The sequence below is a fragment of the Gaetbulibacter saemankumensis DSM 17032 genome, from assembly GCF_000425645.1.
Taxonomy (GTDB): Bacteria; Bacteroidota; Bacteroidia; order Flavobacteriales; family Flavobacteriaceae; genus Gaetbulibacter; species Gaetbulibacter saemankumensis.
Map to the genome: position 1 here is coordinate 224,177 of NZ_KE384430.1, position 20,734 is coordinate 244,910.

The 20,734-nt window shown below is 34.7% G+C and carries 19 protein-coding genes and 1 tRNA gene; 10 read left to right on the forward strand and 10 right to left on the reverse strand.

Annotated elements, in window-relative coordinates; translation table 11 throughout:
• Window positions 1–86 precede the first annotated feature (86 nt).
• The 9 genes from rpsB (at window position 87) to H611_RS0107715 (ending at window position 10,860) form a co-directional block, all read left to right on the forward strand.
• Window positions 87–860 (forward strand): 30S ribosomal protein S2, encoded by a 774-nt coding sequence (gene rpsB / locus H611_RS0107675; protein ID WP_027137807.1) that lies wholly within the window; start codon window positions 87–89, stop codon window positions 858–860.
• A gap of 82 nt (window positions 861–942) precedes the next feature.
• Window positions 943–1,917 carry a translation elongation factor Ts gene (tsf, locus tag H611_RS0107680; protein WP_027137808.1) on the forward strand — a complete coding sequence of 325 codons (975 nt, stop codon included), beginning with the start codon at window positions 943–945 and terminating at the stop codon, window positions 1,915–1,917.
• Window positions 1,918–2,123: 206 nt separating this feature from the next.
• Window positions 2,124–2,831 carry a UMP kinase gene (gene pyrH / locus H611_RS0107685; protein WP_027137809.1) on the forward strand — a complete coding sequence of 236 codons (708 nt, stop codon included), beginning with the start codon at window positions 2,124–2,126 and terminating at the stop codon, window positions 2,829–2,831.
• Window positions 2,832–2,877: 46 nt separating this feature from the next.
• A complete protein-coding gene (frr, locus tag H611_RS0107690) occupies window positions 2,878–3,435 on the forward strand; it encodes a ribosome recycling factor (protein WP_027137810.1) in 558 nt (185 codons plus the stop codon).
• Between the two features lie 65 nt (window positions 3,436–3,500).
• The gene (locus tag H611_RS0107695; RefSeq protein ID WP_035483659.1) at window positions 3,501–4,772 is read left to right on the forward strand and encodes a hypothetical protein; all 1,272 of its coding nucleotides are present in this window, start codon (window positions 3,501–3,503) and stop codon (window positions 4,770–4,772) included.
• A gap of 47 nt (window positions 4,773–4,819) precedes the next feature.
• On the forward strand, window positions 4,820–7,207 hold the full coding sequence (locus H611_RS0107700) for an efflux RND transporter permease subunit (protein WP_027137812.1): 2,388 nt from the start codon (window positions 4,820–4,822) through the stop codon (window positions 7,205–7,207).
• A 79-nt stretch (window positions 7,208–7,286) separates the two neighbouring features.
• Window positions 7,287–8,720 carry an asparagine--tRNA ligase gene (gene asnS / locus H611_RS0107705; RefSeq protein ID WP_027137813.1) on the forward strand — a complete coding sequence of 478 codons (1,434 nt, stop codon included), beginning with the start codon at window positions 7,287–7,289 and terminating at the stop codon, window positions 8,718–8,720.
• 71 nt (window positions 8,721–8,791) lie between these two features.
• Entirely contained in the window at window positions 8,792–10,255 is a 1,464-nt protein-coding gene (gene rpoN, locus H611_RS0107710) for an RNA polymerase factor sigma-54 (protein WP_027137814.1), read from the forward strand.
• A complete protein-coding gene (locus H611_RS0107715; RefSeq protein WP_027137815.1) occupies window positions 10,255–10,860 on the forward strand; it encodes a hypothetical protein in 606 nt (201 codons plus the stop codon). Before rpoN ends, H611_RS0107715 begins: the two co-directional genes overlap by 1 nt.
• On the opposite strand, the gene H611_RS0107720 is transcribed toward H611_RS0107715, so the two are convergent.
• The 8 genes from H611_RS0107720 to H611_RS0107755 form a co-directional block, all read right to left on the reverse strand.
• Window positions 10,855–11,547, reverse strand: coding sequence for a porin family protein (locus H611_RS0107720; RefSeq protein WP_027137816.1), 693 nt, complete (start codon window positions 11,545–11,547; stop codon window positions 10,855–10,857). The genes H611_RS0107715 and H611_RS0107720 overlap by 6 nt on opposite strands.
• 123 nt (window positions 11,548–11,670) lie before the next feature.
• On the reverse strand, window positions 11,671–12,141 hold the full coding sequence (locus H611_RS0107725; protein WP_027137817.1) for an ExbD/TolR family protein: 471 nt from the start codon (window positions 12,139–12,141) through the stop codon (window positions 11,671–11,673).
• A 17-nt stretch (window positions 12,142–12,158) separates the two neighbouring features.
• The gene (locus H611_RS0107730) at window positions 12,159–12,749 is read right to left on the reverse strand and encodes an ExbD/TolR family protein (protein ID WP_027137818.1); all 591 of its coding nucleotides are present in this window, start codon (window positions 12,747–12,749) and stop codon (window positions 12,159–12,161) included.
• A gap of 3 nt (window positions 12,750–12,752) precedes the next feature.
• Window positions 12,753–13,184 (reverse strand): membrane protein, encoded by a 432-nt coding sequence (locus H611_RS0107735; RefSeq protein ID WP_027137819.1) that lies wholly within the window; start codon window positions 13,182–13,184, stop codon window positions 12,753–12,755.
• Window positions 13,185–13,205: 21 nt separating this feature from the next.
• Window positions 13,206–13,982, reverse strand: coding sequence for a MotA/TolQ/ExbB proton channel family protein (locus H611_RS0107740; RefSeq protein WP_027137820.1), 777 nt, complete (start codon window positions 13,980–13,982; stop codon window positions 13,206–13,208).
• Window positions 13,983–14,057: 75 nt separating this feature from the next.
• A tRNA-Ser gene (locus tag H611_RS0107745) sits at window positions 14,058–14,145 on the reverse strand.
• 76 nt (window positions 14,146–14,221) lie between these two features.
• Window positions 14,222–15,253: an asparaginase gene (locus H611_RS0107750; RefSeq protein WP_027137821.1), complete on the reverse strand. Its 1,032-nt coding sequence runs from the start codon at window positions 15,251–15,253 to the stop codon at window positions 14,222–14,224.
• Window positions 15,254–15,255: 2 nt separating this feature from the next.
• The gene (locus H611_RS0107755) at window positions 15,256–16,023 is read right to left on the reverse strand and encodes a TatD family hydrolase (protein WP_027137822.1); all 768 of its coding nucleotides are present in this window, start codon (window positions 16,021–16,023) and stop codon (window positions 15,256–15,258) included.
• Window positions 16,024–16,098: 75 nt separating this feature from the next.
• Between H611_RS0107755 and H611_RS0107760 the strand changes: the two genes are divergently transcribed.
• Window positions 16,099–16,566 (forward strand): retropepsin-like aspartic protease, encoded by a 468-nt coding sequence (locus H611_RS0107760; protein ID WP_027137823.1) that lies wholly within the window; start codon window positions 16,099–16,101, stop codon window positions 16,564–16,566.
• 51 nt (window positions 16,567–16,617) lie between these two features.
• On the opposite strand, the gene odhB is transcribed toward H611_RS0107760, so the two are convergent.
• Together odhB and H611_RS0107770 are read right to left on the reverse strand one after the other, a co-directional pair.
• Window positions 16,618–17,829 carry a 2-oxoglutarate dehydrogenase complex dihydrolipoyllysine-residue succinyltransferase gene (gene odhB, locus H611_RS0107765; protein ID WP_027137824.1) on the reverse strand — a complete coding sequence of 404 codons (1,212 nt, stop codon included), beginning with the start codon at window positions 17,827–17,829 and terminating at the stop codon, window positions 16,618–16,620.
• Window positions 17,830–17,872: 43 nt separating this feature from the next.
• Window positions 17,873–20,614, reverse strand: coding sequence for a 2-oxoglutarate dehydrogenase E1 component (locus H611_RS0107770; RefSeq protein WP_027137825.1), 2,742 nt, complete (start codon window positions 20,612–20,614; stop codon window positions 17,873–17,875).
• Window positions 20,615–20,734: the final 120 nt, after the last annotated feature.

Sequence of the window (20,734 nt, forward strand, 5' to 3'; positions counted from 1 at the left end):
TTTAGTTTAGCATCTAAATGGTTAAGGCGATTTTTAAAAAGACCACTTGATCATTGCTAATTCAACAGAACGTAAACTATTAAAAAATGGCAGTAGAAGTAAAAGAATTACTTGAAGCAGGTGTACATTTCGGACACCTTACTCGTAAGTGGGATCCAAACATGGCTCCTTATGTTTATATGGAGCGTAATGGTATCCATATTATAAACCTATATAAAACCGCAGCTAAAATTGACGAAGCTGGAGCAGCATTAGCTAAAATTGCAGCATCAGGTCGTAAAATTTTATTTGTTGCAACAAAAAAGCAAGCTAAAGATATCGTTGCTGAAAAAGCAGGTGCTATCAACATGCCTTACATCACTGAAAGATGGCCAGGTGGTATGTTAACTAACTTTGTTACTATTAGAAAAGCTGTTAAAAAAATGGCTTCAATCGATAGAATGAAGAAAGATGGTACTTTCAACACATTATCTAAAAAAGAACGTTTACAAGTAGATCGTTTAAGAGCTAAGTTAGAAAAAAACTTAGGTTCTATTAGCGACATGACGCGTTTACCAGGTGCTTTATTTGTAGTTGATATTAAGCGTGAGCACATCGCGATTAAAGAAGCTCAAAAATTAAACATTCCTATTTTTGCAATGGTTGATACTAACTCTGACCCACGTCAAGTTGACTATGTAATCCCTGCAAATGATGACGCTTCTAAATCAATCGACAAAATCTTATCTGAGGTTACAGCTTCAATAGCTTCTGGATTAGCAGAAAGAAAAGCTGAAAAAGAAAACGAAGCAACAGTTAAAGAAGCTGCTAAAGCTAAAAAAGCAGCAGCTAAAGTAACTGCAAGCCAAGAGGAAGAATAATTAACAATTACACAATACAAATAAGTCGTTTAATTATTTTCTTTGTAGAAATTTTAAACGACTTTTTTAAATTAAAAAACATATGGAATCTACAGTAAAAGTTACAGCAGCAGAGGTTAACAAATTAAGACAAGCTACTGGTGCAGGAATGATGGATTGTAAAAAAGCTTTAGTTGAAGCTGGTGGTGATTTTGATAAAGCAATTGAGGTTTTACGTAAAAAAGGTCAAAAAGTAGCAGAAAAAAGAGCCGATAGAGACTCTTCTGAAGGAGCTGCTATCGCTAAAGTTAATGCAGACCAAACATCTGGTGTTGCAATCGTTTTAGGTTGTGAAACAGACTTCGTAGGTAAAAACGAAAACTTCGTTAAATTAGCTAACGAATTAGCAGAAACTGCTTTAAACTACAATACAAAAGAAGAATTTTTAGCTGCCGATTTCGGTGGAATTACCGTTGCTGAAAAATTAGTTGAGCAAACTGGTGTTATTGGCGAAAAATTAGACATTACTTCTTTTGAAAAATTAGAAGCTCCTTTCGTAGGATCTTATGTTCACATTAACAAAATTGCTGCTTTAGTAGGATTATCTTCAAAAGTAGATAACGCTGAAACTTTAGTTAAAGATGTAGCTATGCAAGTTGCTTCTATGGGAGCTACTTCATTATCTTATAAAGATTTCGATCCTGCTTACGTTGCTTCTGAAACTGAAGCCAGAATCGCAGTTATTGAAAAAGAGAATATCGAATTAGGTCGTTTAGGTAAAACACTTAAAAACGTTCCTAAATACATCTCTATGTCTCAATTAACTCCTGAAGTTTTAGCTGAAGCTGAAGAGGCGGCAAAAGCTGAATTAGCTGCAGAAGGCAAACCAGAACAAATCTGGGACAGAATTTTACCAGGTAAAATGGAGCGTTTTATTTCTGATAACACTACGTTAGACCAAGAGCAATGCTTATTAGACCAAAAATTCATTAAAGATGAAAAGAAAACAGTTGCTGAATATGTTTCTTCTTACGGAGAAGTTGAAATCACTGGTTTCAAAAGAGCTACTGTAGGTTAATTCATCCTATAATCGATAAATCAAAAAGCCATTATACTACATAAGTATAATGGCTTTTTTTATGTAAAAAATTCACTTTAGCAATTTAAGATATTCATTATATTTGCTAAACTTTTATAAGCAACAATATAATAGCCACAACTCGGCATGCCAAAGAAAAGCACGCCAATCATAAATTGCTCAAGAAAAGAAACTTAAAATTACAAATGAAATATAAACGCATACTCCTTAAACTATCTGGTGAAGCCTTAATGGGAACTCGCCAATATGGCATCGACCCAGAACGCTTGGCAGAATACGCCCAAGACATTAAAACTATTACTGATAAAGGTGTCGAAGTAGCCATCGTTATTGGTGGTGGTAATATCTTTAGAGGTGTTGCTGGAGCTAGTAATGGCATGGACCGAGTTCAGGGAGACCATATGGGTATGTTAGCAACCGTTATAAACGGTTTGGCTTTACAAAGTGCTTTAGAAGATGCCGACATCCCTACCAGATTACAAACCGCTATTAAAATTAATGAAGTAGCCGAGCCATTTATTAGAAGAAAAGCCATGCGCCATTTAGAAAAAGGGCGCGTTGTTATTTTTGGTGGTGGCACTGGAAATCCTTATTTTACAACAGATTCTGCAGCCGTTTTACGTGCTATAGAAATAGAAGCCGATGTTATATTAAAAGGAACACGGGTTGATGGTATTTACAACGCCGATCCGGAAAAAGACACAACGGCAACCAAATTTAATTTCATCTCTTTCGATGATGTTTTGAGAAAAGGTTTAAAAGTTATGGACACCACCGCGTTTACCTTAAGTCAGGAAAATCAATTACCTATTATTGTATTCGATATGAATAAAAAAGGCAACTTATTAAAAGTGGTTTCAGGTGAAAACGTTGGCACGGAAGTAAACTTATAAATTTGATCTGATTTTTGAAACATCGATTTACTAAAAGCTAAAAACAATGAACGAAGAAATTCAATTTATATTAGATTCAACAAAAGAATCTATGGACAATGCCATAAAGCATTTAGAAAAGCAATTCGTAAATATTAGGGCAGGAAAAGCAAGTCCTGCTATGCTAGGTAGTGTTATGGTTGATTATTACGGATCACAGACACCACTCAGTCAGGTAGCAAACGTAAACACACCCGACGGTCGTACTATTACGGTTCAACCTTGGGAGAAAAGCATGCTTCAGGAAATTGAACGTGGTATTCAGATTGCCAATCTAGGTTTTAACCCAATGAACAATGGAGAAACCATTATCATCAACGTACCACCATTAACAGAAGAGCGCAGACGCCAACTTAGTAAACAAGCTAAAGCTGAAGCGGAAGAAGCTAAAATTAGTGTTCGTGGCGCAAGAAAGGATGCCAACAATGATCTTAAAAAATCGGATGACATTTCTGAAGATTTAAAAAAGAATGCTGAAATCGATGTACAACAATTAACAGACCGATACGTTAAGAAGATTGACGATCTTTTCGAAGTCAAGGAAAAAGAAATCATGACTGTGTAATAACAAATTTAAAAGCGACATTTTAATTGTCGCTTTTTTTTAATTCTATAGTTTTAACTTTGTACATGCTTAAAAAACGTTTTCTCGTTTTATTTATTTGTTCCTCTGCCATAATGCAGTCGCAAACAGCTAGCGACAAAAATGAGCCGGCTCAAGATTCTATTAATCATGAAAATAAATTTCTGAAAAGCTTAGGCAACGGTTACTTTCCTACTAAATATTTCAATTTCGACCTTAGATATTTGTTTAAATATAACCAATACGAAGGTGTGAGAACAGGACTTGGTGGCACAACAAATGAAAATTTTTCAGAGAAATTCCGATTTAACGCATATACCGTTTATGGATTTCGTGACGACAAGTTTAAATATAGTGTAGGTGCAGGTGCGAGATTATTTGAAACTACGAATACTTGGTTAAACCTATCTTATACAGACGACTTACAGGAAACAGGAAGTACCAAATTTTTAACAGACAAACGTTTTTTTCAATTTTTTGAACCGCGACTATTTAACATCGATTTATTTCATCATCACATTACGAAATCAATTGGTCTAGAACATACTTTTACCCCAAGCCTAGTTGGAGAAATCGACTTTTCGTCAAGTTATATAAATCCAACATACAACTACAATTATAACCTTAATGGTACTTTATATGATACTTTCCATGTTAGTTCAGCAAAAGCAGCTATTCAATGGAGTCCGTTTAGCGCATTTGAAACCGATGGAACAAAAATGATTGAAACTACGGCGGGCTATCCGAAATTCACTTTTCAATTTACCAAAAGTTTCAAAGATGTCTTGCAGAGCGATTTTAACTTTTCAAAATTCGATTTTAGGGCGGTTTACCAAATAGGTAATAAAGATGATTATCTTTCACAAATAAGTCTTGTTGCTGGTATTGCCAATGGCGACATACCACTAACACATTTATACCATGCGTACCCTAATAACATTACTAAAGAAACCATTTTACAACGGTTTTCTGTAGCTGGAAATAACAGTTTTGAAACCATGTATTTTAATGAATTCTTTTCCGATAGATTTACAACTATTCAATTTAAACAGTTTATTAAGCCGTTTCATATTTCGCAGCGTTTTCAACCCCAATTAGTACTTATTACTCGTTATGGTTTGGGTGATATAAGAAACATTGAAAGGCATCAAAATGTTTCTTTCAAATCATTAAATAAAGGCTATACAGAATCAGGTTTTGAGATTAATAAAATACTGTTCGGATTTGGATTAAGTTTCACCTATAGGTATGGAGCTTACCATTTACCTGAATTTGAAGATAATCTGGCTTTAAAATTTACATTTAACTTGACTTTATGAGGTAATATTTAGCTTTTTTCTACCTTTGCGCAACTTTTATTTTAGGCATGTTTAAACTTCTTACCAAGCACTTCTGGGATGTCGTAGCTCGATTAATATTACGTAATAAAATAATCATACTTTTAAGTATTATTTTAATCACCCTATTTTTCAGCACAAAATGGGAAAACATGCGCTTCACCTATACCGAAGCCAACCTACTACCGGACGATCACGAAGTAAATATTATTTACAATAATTTCTTAGACACTTTCGGAGAAGAAGGCAACTTAATTGTTCTTGGTGTTAAAGATAGTTCGTTATTAACCGTCTCGAAATTAAATGCCTGGAATAATCTTTCAGATAGCTTTAAAAAGTATGATGCCGTAGAAACGGTAGTTTCAATAAAAGACCTAAAAAAACTTGTAAAAGATAACGAACATACAAAGTTTAAGTTGGAGTCTTTTATTAAGGATTCAATTGTATCTCAAAATCAAATTGATATTCTGGAAGATGAACTTTTTAACAAATATCCTTTTTATGATAATGTTTTGTTTAACAAAACATCGAAAACTATTCGAACCGCCATTTATCTTAAAAAAGATATTGTAAATACTGCTGAAAGGAAAGATTTCATTGAAGCAAACCTAATTCCCGAGATTAAAGCATTTGAAGAGGCACAGCAATTAGATGTTCGTATTTCTGGAATGCCTTACATTCGAACTTTAAACTCACAAAATATTGTTGATGAAATTGGTTTATTTGTTGCTGCGGCCCTATTGGTAACTTCCATCATTTTCTTTTTCTTTTTCAGATCGTTTAGAGCAACCTTTATATCTCTGATTGTCGTTTGTATCGGTGTGATGTGGACCTTAGGAATTATTGGTTTATTAAACTACGAAATTACGGTTTTAACTGCCTTGATCCCTCCTCTAATTATTGTTATTGGAATTCCAAATTGTATATTCTTAATCAATAAATACCAGCATGAAGTAAAACTTCATGGGAATAAAGTAAAATCGTTACAGCGTGTTATTACTAAAATTGGTAACGCCACTTTAATGACCAATGTAACCACGGCATCTGGTTTTGCCACATTCATTCTTACCGAGAGCACCTTATTAAAAGAATTTGGTATTGTAGCTTCTTTAAGTATTTTGGCGATTTTTATACTTTGCTTACTTATCATCCCTATTGTTTACACCTTTCTTCCCTACCCTAAAAATCGTCACTTAAAGCATTTAAATAAACGATGGATAGGTGGTTTTGTAAATTGGATGGAACGCATGGTTAAGCATCAACACATTGCTATTTATTCGGTTTCATTAATACTATTAATAGCTAGTATTATAGGTATTTACCAGATAAAAATATCGGGAAGTTTAATTGAAGACATGCCCCAAAACACCGAATTCTTTCGAGATATACGATTTTTTGAGAAAGAATTTAACGGTATTATGCCTCTTGAAATTATGATCGACACCAAACGAAAAAAAGGTGTTATGAAAAGTTCAACATTAAAGCGAATGGATGAGTTACAGGAGGCCATTAATGACATTCCTGAACTATCTAAACCTCTTTCGGTTGTAGATCTGGTAAAATATTCTAAACAAGCCTATTATAACGGAAATACTAAATTTTACCAGTTACCGACTTCTCAAGAAAGTAGTTTCATTTTATCTTATGCCAAAAACATGTCTTCAGATTCTTATTTACTTCAGAATTTTGTAGATAGCACTGGACAATATGCTCGTATTACTACCTTTATGAAAGATATAGGTACTGATAAAATGGAACGCATTGAAGAAAACCTCCAAACAAAAATTAATAAGTTATTTCCAGAAGATCGCTACAAAGTAACTATGACAGGTAAAGCCATGGTATTTCAAAAAGGAACAACCTATTTAGTTAAAAATTTAATTATTTCTTTGTCTTTAGCCATCTTCCTAATCGCACTATTCATGGCCTACATGTTTAGATCATTAAGGATGATTGTTATTTCGTTAATTCCCAATTTAATTCCATTATTAATTACGGCTGGATTAATGGGCTATTTAGGAATTCCAATCAAACCATCAACGATTTTAGTGTTTAGTATTGCCTTTGGAATTTCGGTCGACGATACCATTCATTTCCTGGCTAAATACCGTCAAGAATTACAAGCCAATCACTGGAAAATTAAACCTTCAGTTTATGGAGCTCTTAAAGAAACTGGGGTAAGTATGTTCTATACTTCTATTGTTTTGTTCTTTGGCTTTTCGGTATTTACTATTTCAAGCTTTGGAGGAACAGTCGCTTTAGGAGCTTTAGTATCAGTTACCTTACTTTTTGCTATGTTATCTAACTTATTACTTCTTCCGTCGCTTTTACTCTCTTTAGAGCGTAGTATCGCAAACAAGCAAGTATTAAGAGAACCTGCAATAAATATTATTCCAGAGGAAGACGAAGAAGAATAAGATTTTAAGATTTCTTTAAATATTTTTAGTAGATAAAAGCCACGCCGCTTTTTTATCTTTACAATATAAATTTATAACCATGACATTACGTACTGTTTCAGAATTATTATCGCAAGAAGTAACCAATGTAGAAATAGAAATAAAAGGATGGGTTCGTACGTTTAGAGCCAATCGTTTTATTGCATTAAACGATGGTTCAACACTAAACAACATCCAGTGTGTTGTTGAATTTGAAAATTTTGATGAATCACTATTAAAACGCGTTACCACTGGTGCAGCTATTCAGGTAAAAGGAGAATTAGTTGAAAGTCAAGGCAAAGGACAAAGTGTAGAGATTCAAGTAAAAGAGCTTGAAATCTTGGGAGACTGTGACCCCGAAACCTACCCTATCCAGCCTAAGAAACATTCATTTGAATTTCTAAGAGAAAATGCCCATTTACGTACTAGAACCAATACTTTTAGTGCTGTTATGCGTTTACGCTCATCGCTTTCGTTTGCCATCCATAAGTACTTTAACGAAAATGGTTTCTATTATATGCACACGCCTATCATTACAGGAAGTGATGCTGAAGGAGCGGGTGAAATGTTCCGGGTAACCAGTTTAGATCCTCAGAATCTACCAAAAGATGAGAATGGAGCCACAGATTATTCTAAAGATTTCTTTGGAAAAGAAACAAACCTTACGGTTTCTGGTCAATTAGAGGCTGAAACCTATGCTATGTCTTTGGGTAAAGTCTATACGTTCGGTCCTACCTTTAGAGCAGAAAACTCAAATACATCACGTCACTTAGCAGAATTCTGGATGATTGAACCAGAAGTCGCGTTTATGGATTTACCAGGTAACATGGATCTAGCGGAAGACTTTATGCGCTACGTGATAAAATATATTCTTGAAAATAACCGTGAAGACTTAGATTTCTTAAACGATCGTTTATTAAACGAAGAAAAAACAAAGCCCCAAGCGGAACGTAGCGAAATGAGTTTAATTGAAAAATTAAAATTTGTTAGTGAAAACAATTTTAAGCGTGTAAGCTATACAGAAGCTATCGATATTTTAAGAAACTGTAAACCTAATAAGAAGAAGAAATTTAAATACATCATTAACGAATGGGGTGCCGATTTACAAAGTGAACACGAACGTTACTTGGTAGAAAAACACTTTAAATGTCCGGTGATTTTATTTGATTATCCAGCCAATATAAAAGCCTTTTACATGCGTTTAAACGATGATGGCAAAACAGTTCGTGCTATGGATATTTTATTCCCAGGTATTGGTGAAATAGTTGGTGGTGCACAACGTGAAGAGCGTTTAGATGTACTAAAAGAAAAAATGGCAGCTATTAATATCCCGGAAGAAGACCTTTGGTGGTATTTAGACCTTAGAAAATTTGGTACTGCAGTACATTCTGGCTTTGGCTTAGGTTTCGAACGTCTTGTTATGTTTGCCACTGGAATGAGTAATATTCGGGATGTTATTCCATTCCCTAGAACACCACAAAATGCGGAGTTTTAATAAAACGGCTTAATTGTTAGTTCTGAGATAAAAGATTTTTTTTACTTTTAACTCCAATTAAGAGATACTCTATGCTCAAGCAAAATTTACAATTTAAATTATCGCAAAAGCTGTCGCCGCAACAAATTCAATTAATGAAATTGATTCAGTTGCCAACACAAGCTTTCGAGCAACGTATTAAACAAGAATTAGAGGAAAACCCAGCCCTTGAAGGCGGTAAAGAATCGGATACTGAATATGACGATTTTGATAATTTTGACAATTCGAATGATGACATTAACGATAGTGAAATCATTGGTAATGACGATATTAATGTCGATGAGTATTTAAGCGACGATGAAATTCCAGATTACCGCACGCAGGCTAATAATTACAGCAGTGATGATGAAGAAAAAACCATGCCTTATGCAGCAGGCACTTCATTTACTCAACATTTAAAAAATCAACTTAACACATACAGACTCGACGAGGAAGAACGCGACATTGCGGAATTCCTCGTGGGGAGTGTAGACGAAAGTGGCTATATTAGACGTTCTTCAACAGATATTATGGACGATTTAGCTTTTACACAAAACGTTTATACTTCCGAAGAAAAAATTAATAAAGTTTTTAAAATTGTTCACCAATTAGATCCTGCCGGTGTTGGTGCTCGAAATTTACAGGAATGTTTAAGCATTCAACTACACCGGAAAGACAAATCGAAGACCTCTGAACTGGCTATAAATATTATCGATAATGCTTTCGAGCAATTCACGAAGAAGCACTATAAAAAGTTACTTCAAAAATTTGACATTTCTGAAGACCAATTAAAAGATGCCATTCATGAAATAGAGCATTTAAACCCGAAACCTGGCGGTTCGTATTCTGGTAATAATCGCATTGTAGAACACGTAGTTCCTGATTTTGCTATTAAAATTGTTGATGGTGAACTTGAATTAACCCTTAATGGTCGTAATGCACCGGAGCTTCATGTATCTCGTGGTTATAATGATATGCTAAAAGGCTATAAAGAAGCTAAAGAGAAATCGAAATCACAGAAAGATGCCATTACTTTTATAAAGCAAAAATTGGATGCAGCAAAATGGTTTATTGAGGCTATTAAACAACGTCAGCAAACGCTATATGTTACCATGAGTGCTATAATGCATTATCAAAAAGATTATTTCCTTACCGGAGATGAGCGCAATTTAAAGCCCATGATTCTTAAGGATATTGCCGACGAGATATCGATGGATGTATCTACCGTTTCCAGAGTAGCCAACAGTAAATATGTTGATACACCTTATGGTACCAAATTGATTAAAGAATTCTTTTCAGAATCTATGACTAATGATCAGGGGGAAGAAGTATCAACGAAAGAAATTAAAAATATTTTAGAAACTGTTATCGAGGAAGAAGACAAACGAAAGCCACTTACCGATGAAACTCTAGCTTCAATTTTAAAAGAAAAAGGCTATCCTATTGCTAGACGTACTGTCGCAAAATACAGGGAGCAACTGGATATTCCGGTAGCACGATTACGTAAAAAAATATAATGGATAGAATTTTAAAGAGTATCTCATTTATTTTTCATCCTGTAATAATGCCAGTTTTAGGTATTACCTTTTACTTTGCTAAATCACCAAGATTTATTCCTTTTGAGGTGATAAGAGCCAAATTTATTTCAATTTTTATTTTAACAGTTCTACTACCCATACTCTTATATTTTCTTTTAAAAACTTTAGGAAAGGTTAGTACAATCTATTTAAATTCGGTTCAGGAACGTATTATTCCATTAGTTCTAAATTGCCTGGTTATATTAGTGATTGTAAAACGGATTATACCGGCTTCTCAGATTATTGAACTATATTATTTCTTTATTGGTATTTTAATATCCAATATAACCTGTTTAGCCCTAGCTTTTGTGAAATTTAAGGCAAGCATACACATGATTGCGGTATCGGGCTTATTCATGTTCTTTATCGCGTTGAGCATCCATTTTAGCATTAATATAAACGGGACATTGGCCATCATGAGTATTTTATCTGGAGCCATAGCTACATCTAGACTCCACTTCAAGGCGCACAACTATAAAGAACTTATTATTGGGGCTTTTATTGGAGTATTACCTCAGTTACTTTTAGTGAATTATTGGCTATAAAAGATAGAACATTAAACCAATTTGAAGCGTACTCATATCGATACTGTTTCCATTAAGTACAGCGTCTTTAGTTAAGAGGGAGTTCAAACCATAATAAGCATAAAAATTCCAAGTATTATAACCCACACCTAGAGTTAATCCATACTGGAACTCATTCAAATCTTCAATATTTCCATAATCAAAATCACCAATATCCCCTCTATGTTTAGCATTATCACTAATAACATAACCAAACTTAAATCCCGAATATATTCTCCAAAATTTGTATTCGGTATAAGTAGAACTACGCCATCTAAATTCTAGTGGTACTTCAATAATATTATTAGAAATTTTATTTCGTCGGTAGGTTTCAGCATTCGGCAAAATTTCATAATTATAGGTGCCCGTTTCTAATTTCGTGATAAGTAAGTTTTCATTATATGAATTCGTAGAAAAGCCTAGACCTAGACCTATTGCCAAATTCCGACGTTTATTAATAGGCATATCTCTAATAAACCCTAAATGAAATCCTGCTGAAAACGCATTTTGCTTAACATTGTCAGGTTTATTTAGTAATAGATTATAAGTAATACCAAAAAAGAATTGATCCTCTCTATACAGAGAATCCACCTTGGTGTTTGGCACCTCTTGAGCCATAACTCTGAGAGTTTGAATGAATATTATAAAAACAAATATGAATCGTTTCATTGATTATGCCAGACCGGATATAAATCTATTTTATCAAATATAATTGAAGATACCCATTATATCAAAAAATAAAAGCGTTTTGAAAATCAAAACGCTTTTAAATATAAAATTAAGAATTAAAATCTAATTCGTTACCTTACCTTTTTTGGTAGTGTAATTTATTTTAAGTGCATTTACTTTACGTAATTCCTGCTTAACGTCCATAATAATACCCATATTAGCCTCACTATCGACCTTTAAAGCAGTTGTTAAGAATGGTACTAATTCTTCACGCTTAGATGCTCTTTCTGCAGCAATAAATGCTGCAATTTCACTTACATCTGCGAATTTATCATTCAGTTGAATTTTTGTTGTAGTACCATATTGCTTATAATTTTCACTTGGCTTACCAGCATAAATATACATTACCAAATCCTTTTTATCAAGCTTCTCAACCTGATCGGCGAATGGTAAATTATTCTCAATCATTAAGGTGTTTTGTCTCATTACTGTAGCCACCATAAAGAAGAATAACAGCATAAATACAATATCTGGCAAGGACGCGGTAGATATTGCTGGCAAATCACCTTTCTTTTTCTTATTAAATTTACCCATGTTTTTATAATGTTAAATTATTGTACTTCAGAAAGCTTTTGAGGATATTCCAACTTGATTTTTTCAATTTGTTCCTTAAGTCTTTCCTTATTTCCTGGCCAGTTAACATCTTTATAATCGGCTTCCATTTCTTGAAAGGATTTACCATATAAAGATTGCGCTCTTTTATTTCTTAAAGTATTATACGCTGCCACCAACTCATTTTGTACCGCTATATAGGTTTTATAAGTCGTTTCACGCTCATTCTTTAAAGAAATAATGGCTTTATCAGGATTATCAGAGGAAGAAGGATCTTTCTTCCCATTACAGTAACTACATGAACCATCACCACCATTATCTAAAAACTCAATAGCTGCTTGTCTTAAATCTTTTAGCTCCATTAACTCGTCTTCAACAAGTAACTGGTCTTTTCCATTTAAAAGTACAGTAAAGATATTCTTTTGCTTAATTACTGGAGGCTTAGCCTCACTATCATCGATAGGAGGAAGCTTACGGTTTATACCCGAATCTGTCTCAATAGTAGTTGTTACTAAGAAGAAAATTAAGAGTAAAAACGCGATATCGGCCATGGAGCCCGCATTAACTTCTGGTGCTGCTCTTTTTGCCATAATCTATTTATTAAATATTTTTTTTACTCCTGAATACAACATCGATGCTATAGCTAAAAAAGCTAATATGTAAAATGCATATAATCCAGCTCCAACTTTTTTAGAAGTTGCTTCAGTAATATCCTGCCCTTTATCTGTGAATGGTTTTAAATCCAAATCTGTTCCAGAAGAAATGGCATAAGACAATAGAATAATTGCAAAGAATGCTCCTACGGTTAGTAAGGTCTTCTTTAAGTTTCCTGCAAATAGCCCTGTTATAACGAATACTAACACCATTGCCAGTACAATACCAAATACGATGTAAGCAATGTATAGCATATTACCGCTCATATTTTGAGCAGTTTCTTCGTCTCCCGTCATAATCATTAGTGCAAAAATCGCACCAATAATAGCAAGAGCAAAGGCTATTATTTTTAATATTTTATGTGAATTCATAATTCGTTGTATTTTTTATTATTACTTTTTATTTCTAATTAATAGGTCCATTAACGTAATAGAAGCATCTTCCATGTTGTTAACGATACTATCAATTTTAGCAATAATGTAATTATAAAAAATCTGAAGGATAATTGCCACTACAAGACCAAATACGGTTGTTAAAAGTGCCACTTTAATACCTCCTGCTACAAGTGATGGTTGCATATCACCAGCTGCTTCAATTTTATCGAATGCTTGAATCATACCAATTACCGTACCCATGAAACCAAGCATTGGTGCCAAAGCGATAAATAATGAAATCCAAGATACATTTTTCTCTAGTTGTCCCATTTGAACACCACCGTAAGCTACAACAGCTTTTTCAACAGCGTCAAGACCTTCATCAGTTCTATCTAAACCTTGATAGTAAATAGACGCTACAGGTCCTTTAGTGTTTCTACAAACTTCTTTAGCAGCTTCAACACCACCTGAAGACAAAGCATCTTCTACATCTTGAGTTAATTTCTTTGTGTTTGTTGTAGATAAGTTTAAAAAGATAATTCTCTCAATAGCAATTGCTAAACCTAATATCAAACATAACAATACAATACCCATAAAACCAGGGCCACCTTCAATAAATCTCTTTTTTAATTCTTGATGAAAACCAAGTGTTTCTGCAGGTGCTGCTTCTTCATCTTGAGTTGTACTTGTTACTACAGTTGTAGTTGTTGTAGTTGCACTTGCGTTGGTAGTTGCATTAACAGTTCCAAAAGCCATCATTCCAGTAATGGCAAGGATAGAAAATAATCTTTTCATGTTCTAGATCTTAATTTTATTTGTTTAAAGTGTTAAAGATATAAAAAATAATACAATTAATACATAAAATATAAGCAGAGAGGAAGGGATTCGAACCCTCGATACGCTTTTGACGTATACACACTTTCCAGGCGTGCGCCTTCGACCACTCGGCCACCTCTCTTTATTTAATTGCACTCTTTTTTCAGCGGCTCAAATAACAAAAAATTCTTTGAACCTTAAAATATTATAAGTTAATTTTAGGAGATTTCTCCCCGTAATGGTGTTTCATAAATTGTTTTAAAAACCTTTTTCGATATATTTTGCCCCAGCATATACATTAATTTACAAACCGCTGCTTCGGTTGTTATATCCTTACCTGAAATTACACCAATGTCTTTCAAGTGGTTACTGGCCTCATAATGCCCCATCATCACACTACCTCCTGCACACTGTGTAACATTAACAATATGAATACCTTCATTAATAGCAGTTTCTAACAATTTGGTAAACCATGGTTGAGTAGTACAATTTCCAGAACCATAAGTTTCCAAAATTACAGCCTTTAAATTGGGCGTGTTTAAAATATTTTGTAAAACCTGCTCCGATAACCCTGGAAATAATTTAATAAGGGCAATATTATTGTCCAGATTTTTATGAACCTTAAATGGTTTTCTTGAGTTTGGTTTTAATAAATAATCTGTGTTCACCTTTAAATGCACCCCAGAAACAGCTAAATCGTGGTAGTTTGGAGAAGCAAATGCTTCAAAATGTTCTGCATTTATTTTGGAAGTACGATTAGCACGGTATAATTTATACTCGAAATATAAGCACACTTCTTGGACCACTGGCTTACCTCTATCTAGCAATGAAGCTACCTGAATGGAGGTTATCAAATTTTCCTTCGCATCGGTCCTTAAATCACCAATCGGAAGTTGAGATCCCGTAAATACAACCGGTTTCACTAAATTTTCTAACATAAAACTTAACGCAGATGCCGAATAACTCATCGTATCACTACCATGTAACACCACAAATCCATCAAATGAATTATAATTCTCCTCAATAATATTGGCTATTTGTACCCAGTATTCAGGGTTCATATCACTTGAATCTATCGGACTCTCGAACGATATGGTATCAATATTACAGTCTAACAACTGCAATTCCGGAATCTTATCCAACAGGTTTTTAAAATCAAAAGCTTTTAAAGCTCCTGACTCAAAATCTTTTATCATACCAATGGTACCACCCGTATAGATTAGTAATATGTTAGGTTTTATTTTATTCATTATTATATACCAAATACGTCTTTTGAATTTTGTGTTGTAATAGCCGCGATTTCTTCGTTAGATATATTATAAAGGTTAGATAACTTCTCTAATACATTTAAAACATACGCGCTTTCATTTCTTTTCCCGCGATAAGGTACAGGTGACAAGTAAGGCGCATCCGTTTCTAAAACGATATGTTTTAAATCAATTTGATTTAAAAACTGATCAATTTTACCATTTTTAAAAGTAACTACACCACCTATTCCTAATTTCATGTTACAAGTAATAGCTCGTTTTGCTTGCTCGAATGTTCCTGTAAAACAATGAAAAATCCCAAACAAATCATCGCTCTTCTCTTCCTCTAGAATTTCGAAAATTTCATCGAATGCTTCTCGACAATGAATAACAATAGGCAATTTATATTGCTTTGCCAATTTAATTTGAAAACGAAATGCTTCCTGCTGAATTTGAAGCGTGGTCTTATCCCAGTATAAATCGATACCTATCTCACCAACTGCATAAAATTTACGTGCTTTCAGCATATCTTCGACATGATTCAACTCTTCCTTAAAATTAGCTTTCACATGTGTTGGATGCAGACCGGTCATTAAAAATATGTGCTTCGGGTAGTCTTTTTCTAACTGAAGCATAGATTCTGTGTAAGTTGAATCGATAGCAGGGATAAAAAATCTAGTAACTCCTGATGCTATCGCTCTTTCTATCATCTCACTTCTATCATCATCAAAAGCCTCACTATATAAATGTGTGTGTGTATCGGTAATAATCAAACGAATCGTTTTTATTAGTATTTGATTTGCAAAAATAATGGTTTTACATGATTATCTTTGCTTAAAAAATTATTGATGGCAACTTTACAAGATTTTCTTCTTGAAAAAGGATACACTAAAATAAAATTACACCTTACAAGAACCAATCATTTCGAAATAAAAGCAAGTATTAATGGCAAGAAGGGCCTATTTATTTTAGATACAGGAGCCTCCAATTCCTGCGTGGATTTTGCCGCAACTGATCGTTTTAATCTTAAGGTAAAAGATTCAAACATCATGGCTGCCGGTGCAGGCGCCATTAACATGGAAACTAAAATGTCTAAAAAAAATAAATTGAAAATTGGTAAATGGAAAAATGACAAGACAGTTTTAGTGTTATTTAATCTCACCCACGTAAATACAGCTCTAACCAATCATGACTCCAAACCTGTTGATGGCATTATTGGTGCCGATATTTTGAAGAAAGGTAAAGGCATTATAGATTACGATAAAAAGTATCTGTATTTAAAACTTCCAAAATCTGAACGACAACAAACCCAATAAAAAAAGGCTAACTGTTAAGTTAGCCCTTTTAGTTTATTTTAAAATCAATATTTAAAGCTCTAAAGCTTTCTTAACATCGTTATTCATTAATAATTCAACTGGATTTTCAAGCGCCTCTTTTACGGCTACTAAGAATCCAACACTTTCCTTACCATCGATAATTCTATGATCGTAAGATAAAGCCACATACATCATAGGATGTATTTCAACATTACCATTTACAGCAATAGGACGTTCGATAATATTATGCATTCCTAAAATACCACTTTGCGGAGGGTTAATTATAGGCGTTGATAACATACTTCCAAAAACACCTCCATTTGTTATAGTGAATGTACCTCCGGTCATTTCATCAACAGTAATTTGTCCGTCACGAGCACGTAAAGCTAAACGCTTCACCTCTGCTTCAACACCTCTAAAACTTAAGTTTTCAGCATTTCTAATAACAGGAACCATTAATCCTTTAGGACCAGAAACAGCAATACTGATATCAGCAAAATCGTAAGAAATCATTTCTTTACCATCAATCATGGAATTTACAGCAGGATACATTTCTAACGCACGAACAACTGCTAAGGTAAAGAAACTCATAAAGCCTAATCCAACACCATGCTTAGCTTTAAAGGCTTCTTTATATTCATTTCTCAAGTTGAAAATAGGCGTCATGTTAACCTCATTAAAGGTCGTTAACATTGCAGTGGTATTTTTAGCTTCCACCAAACGCTCTGCAACTTTACGACGTAACATAGACATTTTAGTTCTTGAAGTACCTCGGTTTCCTCCAGTAGGTGTTCCCATTGAAGGGACTGCTTTTACAGCATCCTCTTTAGTTACTCTACCATCTTTACCTGTACCTGACACCGCTGATGCGTCCATACCTTTTTCAGCTAAAATTTTCTTAGCCGCAGGGCTGGCTGTCCCCGTTGCATAAGTCTTAGTTTCCTGAGCAACTGGCTCTGGAGCCTCTGCTTTAGGAGCTTCCTCCTGCTTTTCCGCTTGAGGTGCCTCTGTACCTTCTGGTTTTTCAGCTGCCGTATCTATTAAACACACTATAGCTCCAACTGCTACAGCATCACCTTCTTCTGCTTTAAGTGTTATCGTCCCACTAGCTTCAGCAGGCAATTCTAAAGTGGCTTTATCACTATCTACTTCTGCTATCGCTTGGTCCTTTTCTACATAATCACCATCTTCAACTAACCATGTAGCTATCTCTACTTCTGTTATAGATTCACCTGGCGAAGGCACTTTCATTTCTAAAATCATTCCTGTATAATTTTAATTGGATTTTACTGTTTCTTTTTAATAACTAATTTTTGTCAAAAACAGCATCAATAACGCGTTGCTGTCTTCTTTTATCTCTTGTACTTGAACCAGGTGCAGGCACCGAGCTATATGGCCTGGAAGCTACTTCTAATCTTACTATATCCATACGCTGTGCCATATGCGTCCAAGCCCCCATATTCTTAGGTTCCTCCTGAGCCCAAACGTACTTTTCAACATTCGGGTAACGGCTTATTACCTCTTGGATTTTATCTAAATGTAATGGGAATAACTGTTCTATTCGCACTAAGGCTACATCTTCTCTCCCGGAAGCTTCACGTTCCGCTAATAAATCGTAGTAAAACTTACCCGTACAGAATACTAATTTCTTAACGTTCTCCGGATTAATACTATCATCTATTACTTCCTGGAACTCACCTTTTGCCAATTCACTTAAGCTAGACACTGCCTTTGGATGGCGCAATAAACTTTTAGGTGTAAAAACTATTAAAGGTTTTCTGAAATTACGTTTCATCTGGCGACGTAACAAATGGAAGAAGTTAGCAGGCGTGGTACAATCGGCAACAATCATGTTGTCATCACCACATAACTGCAAATAACGCTCTATTCTCGCCGAAGAGTGTTCTGATCCCTGACCTTCATATCCGTGAGGCAGTAAAACCACAATGCCATTTTGTGCTTTCCACTTATCTTCTGCTGCCGATAAATACTGATCGAAAATAATTTGGGCCCCGTTACTAAAATCCCCAAACTGGGCTTCCCAAATAGTTAGCGTGTTCGGGTTTGCCATAGCATAGCCATAATCGAAACCTAGCACCCCATATTCTGATAAAAAGGAGTTGTAAATATACATTTCCCCCTTGTTCTCAGGATTTGTATTTAACAAATTAATACGATCTTCTGAAATCTCATCACGCAAAATAGCATGTCTATGACTAAACGTTCCGCGCTCGACATCCTGGCCTGAAATACGTACATTGAATCCTTCTTCTAACAAACTTCCGTAAGCTAAAGTTTCGGCCATACCCCAATCGAGCGAATCGGCTTCAAAAACCATCTTTGCCCGACCATCTAGAATTCTTTCCGCTTTGCGAACAAACTTAACACCTTCAGGCACCGTTGAAACTACTTTAGAAATACCTTCTAACTTTTCCTCTGCATAGGTAGTATCAACAGGTTGCAGCATCCCATCTAAGTCAGAACGCTCAAATCCTTCCCAGCGCTCTTGCATAAACTCTCTTACTTTCGAAGAATCAGACTCTCGGGCCTTGGTATATTCAGACTCTAAAGTACCTTTAAACTCATCAATAATACTCTTCTTATAAGCCGCATCAATCGTATTTTCGGCTATTAATTTATTTGAATAAATATCAAACGGATTATTATGCTTAGAAATGGCTTTATATAATTTAGGCTGTGTAAATCGAGGCTCATCGCCTTCGTTATGACCATATTTACGGTATCCTAATAAATCGATATATACATCCTTTTTATAACGCATTCTATAATCTAAGGCTAGCTCCACTGCATGAACTACTGCTTCGGCATCATCGGCATTTACATGTAATACCGGAGAGAGAGTTACTTTAGCCACATCCGTACAATAGGTACTTGAACGCGCATCTAAATAGTTCGTTGTAAATCCAATCTGATTATTTACAACAATATGTACTGTTCCTCCCGTTTTATAACCAGCAAGTTGACTCATTTGCGCCACCTCATAAACAATACCCTGGCCTGCAATTGCAGCATCGCCATGCACTACAATTGGAATTATTTTAGAATCATCGCCATTGTAATCGTTATCAATCTTAGCTCGTGTAATCCCTTCAGCAACGGAAGCCACTGTTTCTAGGTGCGATGGATTCGGCACCAAGTTCATTTTTATATTCTTTCCGTTTTGGTAAGTCTTATCTAGAGTTAAGCCTAAATGATACTTAACATCACCATCAATATTCTCATCCTCAAAATCCTTACCATCAAACTCGCTGAATAACTCATGCATAGGCTTTCTGAAGATATTTACCAAGGTACTTAAACGTCCACGGTGAGCCATCCCTAAAACACATTCTTTCACGCCATATTTTTCAACTGCGTAAAACAACACATTACTAATAGCTGGAATTAAAGATTCCCCTCCTTCTAATGAGAAACGTTTTTGACCAACGTACTTGGTCTGTAAAAAGTTTTCAAAAGTTACCGCCTGATTAATCTTTGAAAGAATGTATTTCTTCTTTTCTACTGAAAAGCTTGGTTGATTATCATTCGTATTTAACTTTTCTTGCCACCACCCGATAACTTCAGGATTACGCAAATACATATATTCTACACCTATCGAGCTACAATATATACGCTCTAAATGCACTATAATTTCACGTAAAGTTTGAGCTCCTATACCGAGAATCTCACCGGCATTAAAAACGGTATCTAAATCGTTTTCGGTTAAACCGAAATTTTCAATATCTAAGGTTGGTGAATAAGAACGTCTGTCGCGAACAGGATTTGTTTTGGTAAACAAATGTCCACGCATTCTATAACCATCAATAAGTTTAATTACTTGAAATTCTTTCTGAAGATACTCCGGCATTTGAGTTGAAACACCATCAATGACTTCACCTTGTAACCCATAATCTTCACTACCGAAATCGTAACCTTGAAAGAACGCTCTCCAACTTGGTTCTACCGCATCTGGGTTTTGTAAATATTGCTCGTACAAATCAGCAAAGTATGCTGTATGTGCTGCATTTAAAAAGGAAAATTTATCCATTATTTTCTTAATTCACTATCTTTTAGTCAAATTTTCGAGCAAAAATACAACTTTTAGTAAAATTAGTTGTTGTTTTACTATATTTATAACAGGTTAAAAATACCTAAAAACTAAATACGC

Excerpts from the sequence above, each read along its gene's own strand:
- rpsB (WP_027137807.1), top strand. The coding sequence starts at position 87 with ATGGCAGTAGAAGTAAAAGAATTACTTGAAGCAGGTGTACATTTCGGA.
- tsf (WP_027137808.1), top strand. The coding sequence starts at position 943 with ATGGAATCTACAGTAAAAGTTACAGCAGCAGAGGTTAACAAATTAAGA.
- pyrH (WP_027137809.1), top strand. The coding sequence starts at position 2,124 with ATGAAATATAAACGCATACTCCTTAAACTATCTGGTGAAGCCTTAATG.
- frr (WP_027137810.1), top strand. The coding sequence starts at position 2,878 with ATGAACGAAGAAATTCAATTTATATTAGATTCAACAAAAGAATCTATG.
- H611_RS0107695 (WP_035483659.1), top strand. The coding sequence starts at position 3,501 with ATGCTTAAAAAACGTTTTCTCGTTTTATTTATTTGTTCCTCTGCCATA.
- H611_RS0107700 (WP_027137812.1), top strand. The coding sequence starts at position 4,820 with ATGTTTAAACTTCTTACCAAGCACTTCTGGGATGTCGTAGCTCGATTA.
- asnS (WP_027137813.1), top strand. The coding sequence starts at position 7,287 with ATGACATTACGTACTGTTTCAGAATTATTATCGCAAGAAGTAACCAAT.
- rpoN (WP_027137814.1), top strand. The coding sequence starts at position 8,792 with ATGCTCAAGCAAAATTTACAATTTAAATTATCGCAAAAGCTGTCGCCG.
- H611_RS0107715 (WP_027137815.1), top strand. The coding sequence starts at position 10,255 with ATGGATAGAATTTTAAAGAGTATCTCATTTATTTTTCATCCTGTAATA.
- H611_RS0107720 (WP_027137816.1), bottom strand. The coding sequence starts at position 11,547 with ATGAAACGATTCATATTTGTTTTTATAATATTCATTCAAACTCTCAGA.
- H611_RS0107725 (WP_027137817.1), bottom strand. The coding sequence starts at position 12,141 with ATGGGTAAATTTAATAAGAAAAAGAAAGGTGATTTGCCAGCAATATCT.
- H611_RS0107730 (WP_027137818.1), bottom strand. The coding sequence starts at position 12,749 with ATGGCAAAAAGAGCAGCACCAGAAGTTAATGCGGGCTCCATGGCCGAT.
- H611_RS0107735 (WP_027137819.1), bottom strand. The coding sequence starts at position 13,184 with ATGAATTCACATAAAATATTAAAAATAATAGCCTTTGCTCTTGCTATT.
- H611_RS0107740 (WP_027137820.1), bottom strand. The coding sequence starts at position 13,982 with ATGAAAAGATTATTTTCTATCCTTGCCATTACTGGAATGATGGCTTTT.
- H611_RS0107750 (WP_027137821.1), bottom strand. The coding sequence starts at position 15,253 with ATGAATAAAATAAAACCTAACATATTACTAATCTATACGGGTGGTACC.
- H611_RS0107760 (WP_027137823.1), top strand. The coding sequence starts at position 16,099 with ATGGCAACTTTACAAGATTTTCTTCTTGAAAAAGGATACACTAAAATA.
- odhB (WP_027137824.1), bottom strand. The coding sequence starts at position 17,829 with ATGATTTTAGAAATGAAAGTGCCTTCGCCAGGTGAATCTATAACAGAA.
- H611_RS0107770 (WP_027137825.1), bottom strand. The coding sequence starts at position 20,614 with ATGGATAAATTTTCCTTTTTAAATGCAGCACATACAGCATACTTTGCT.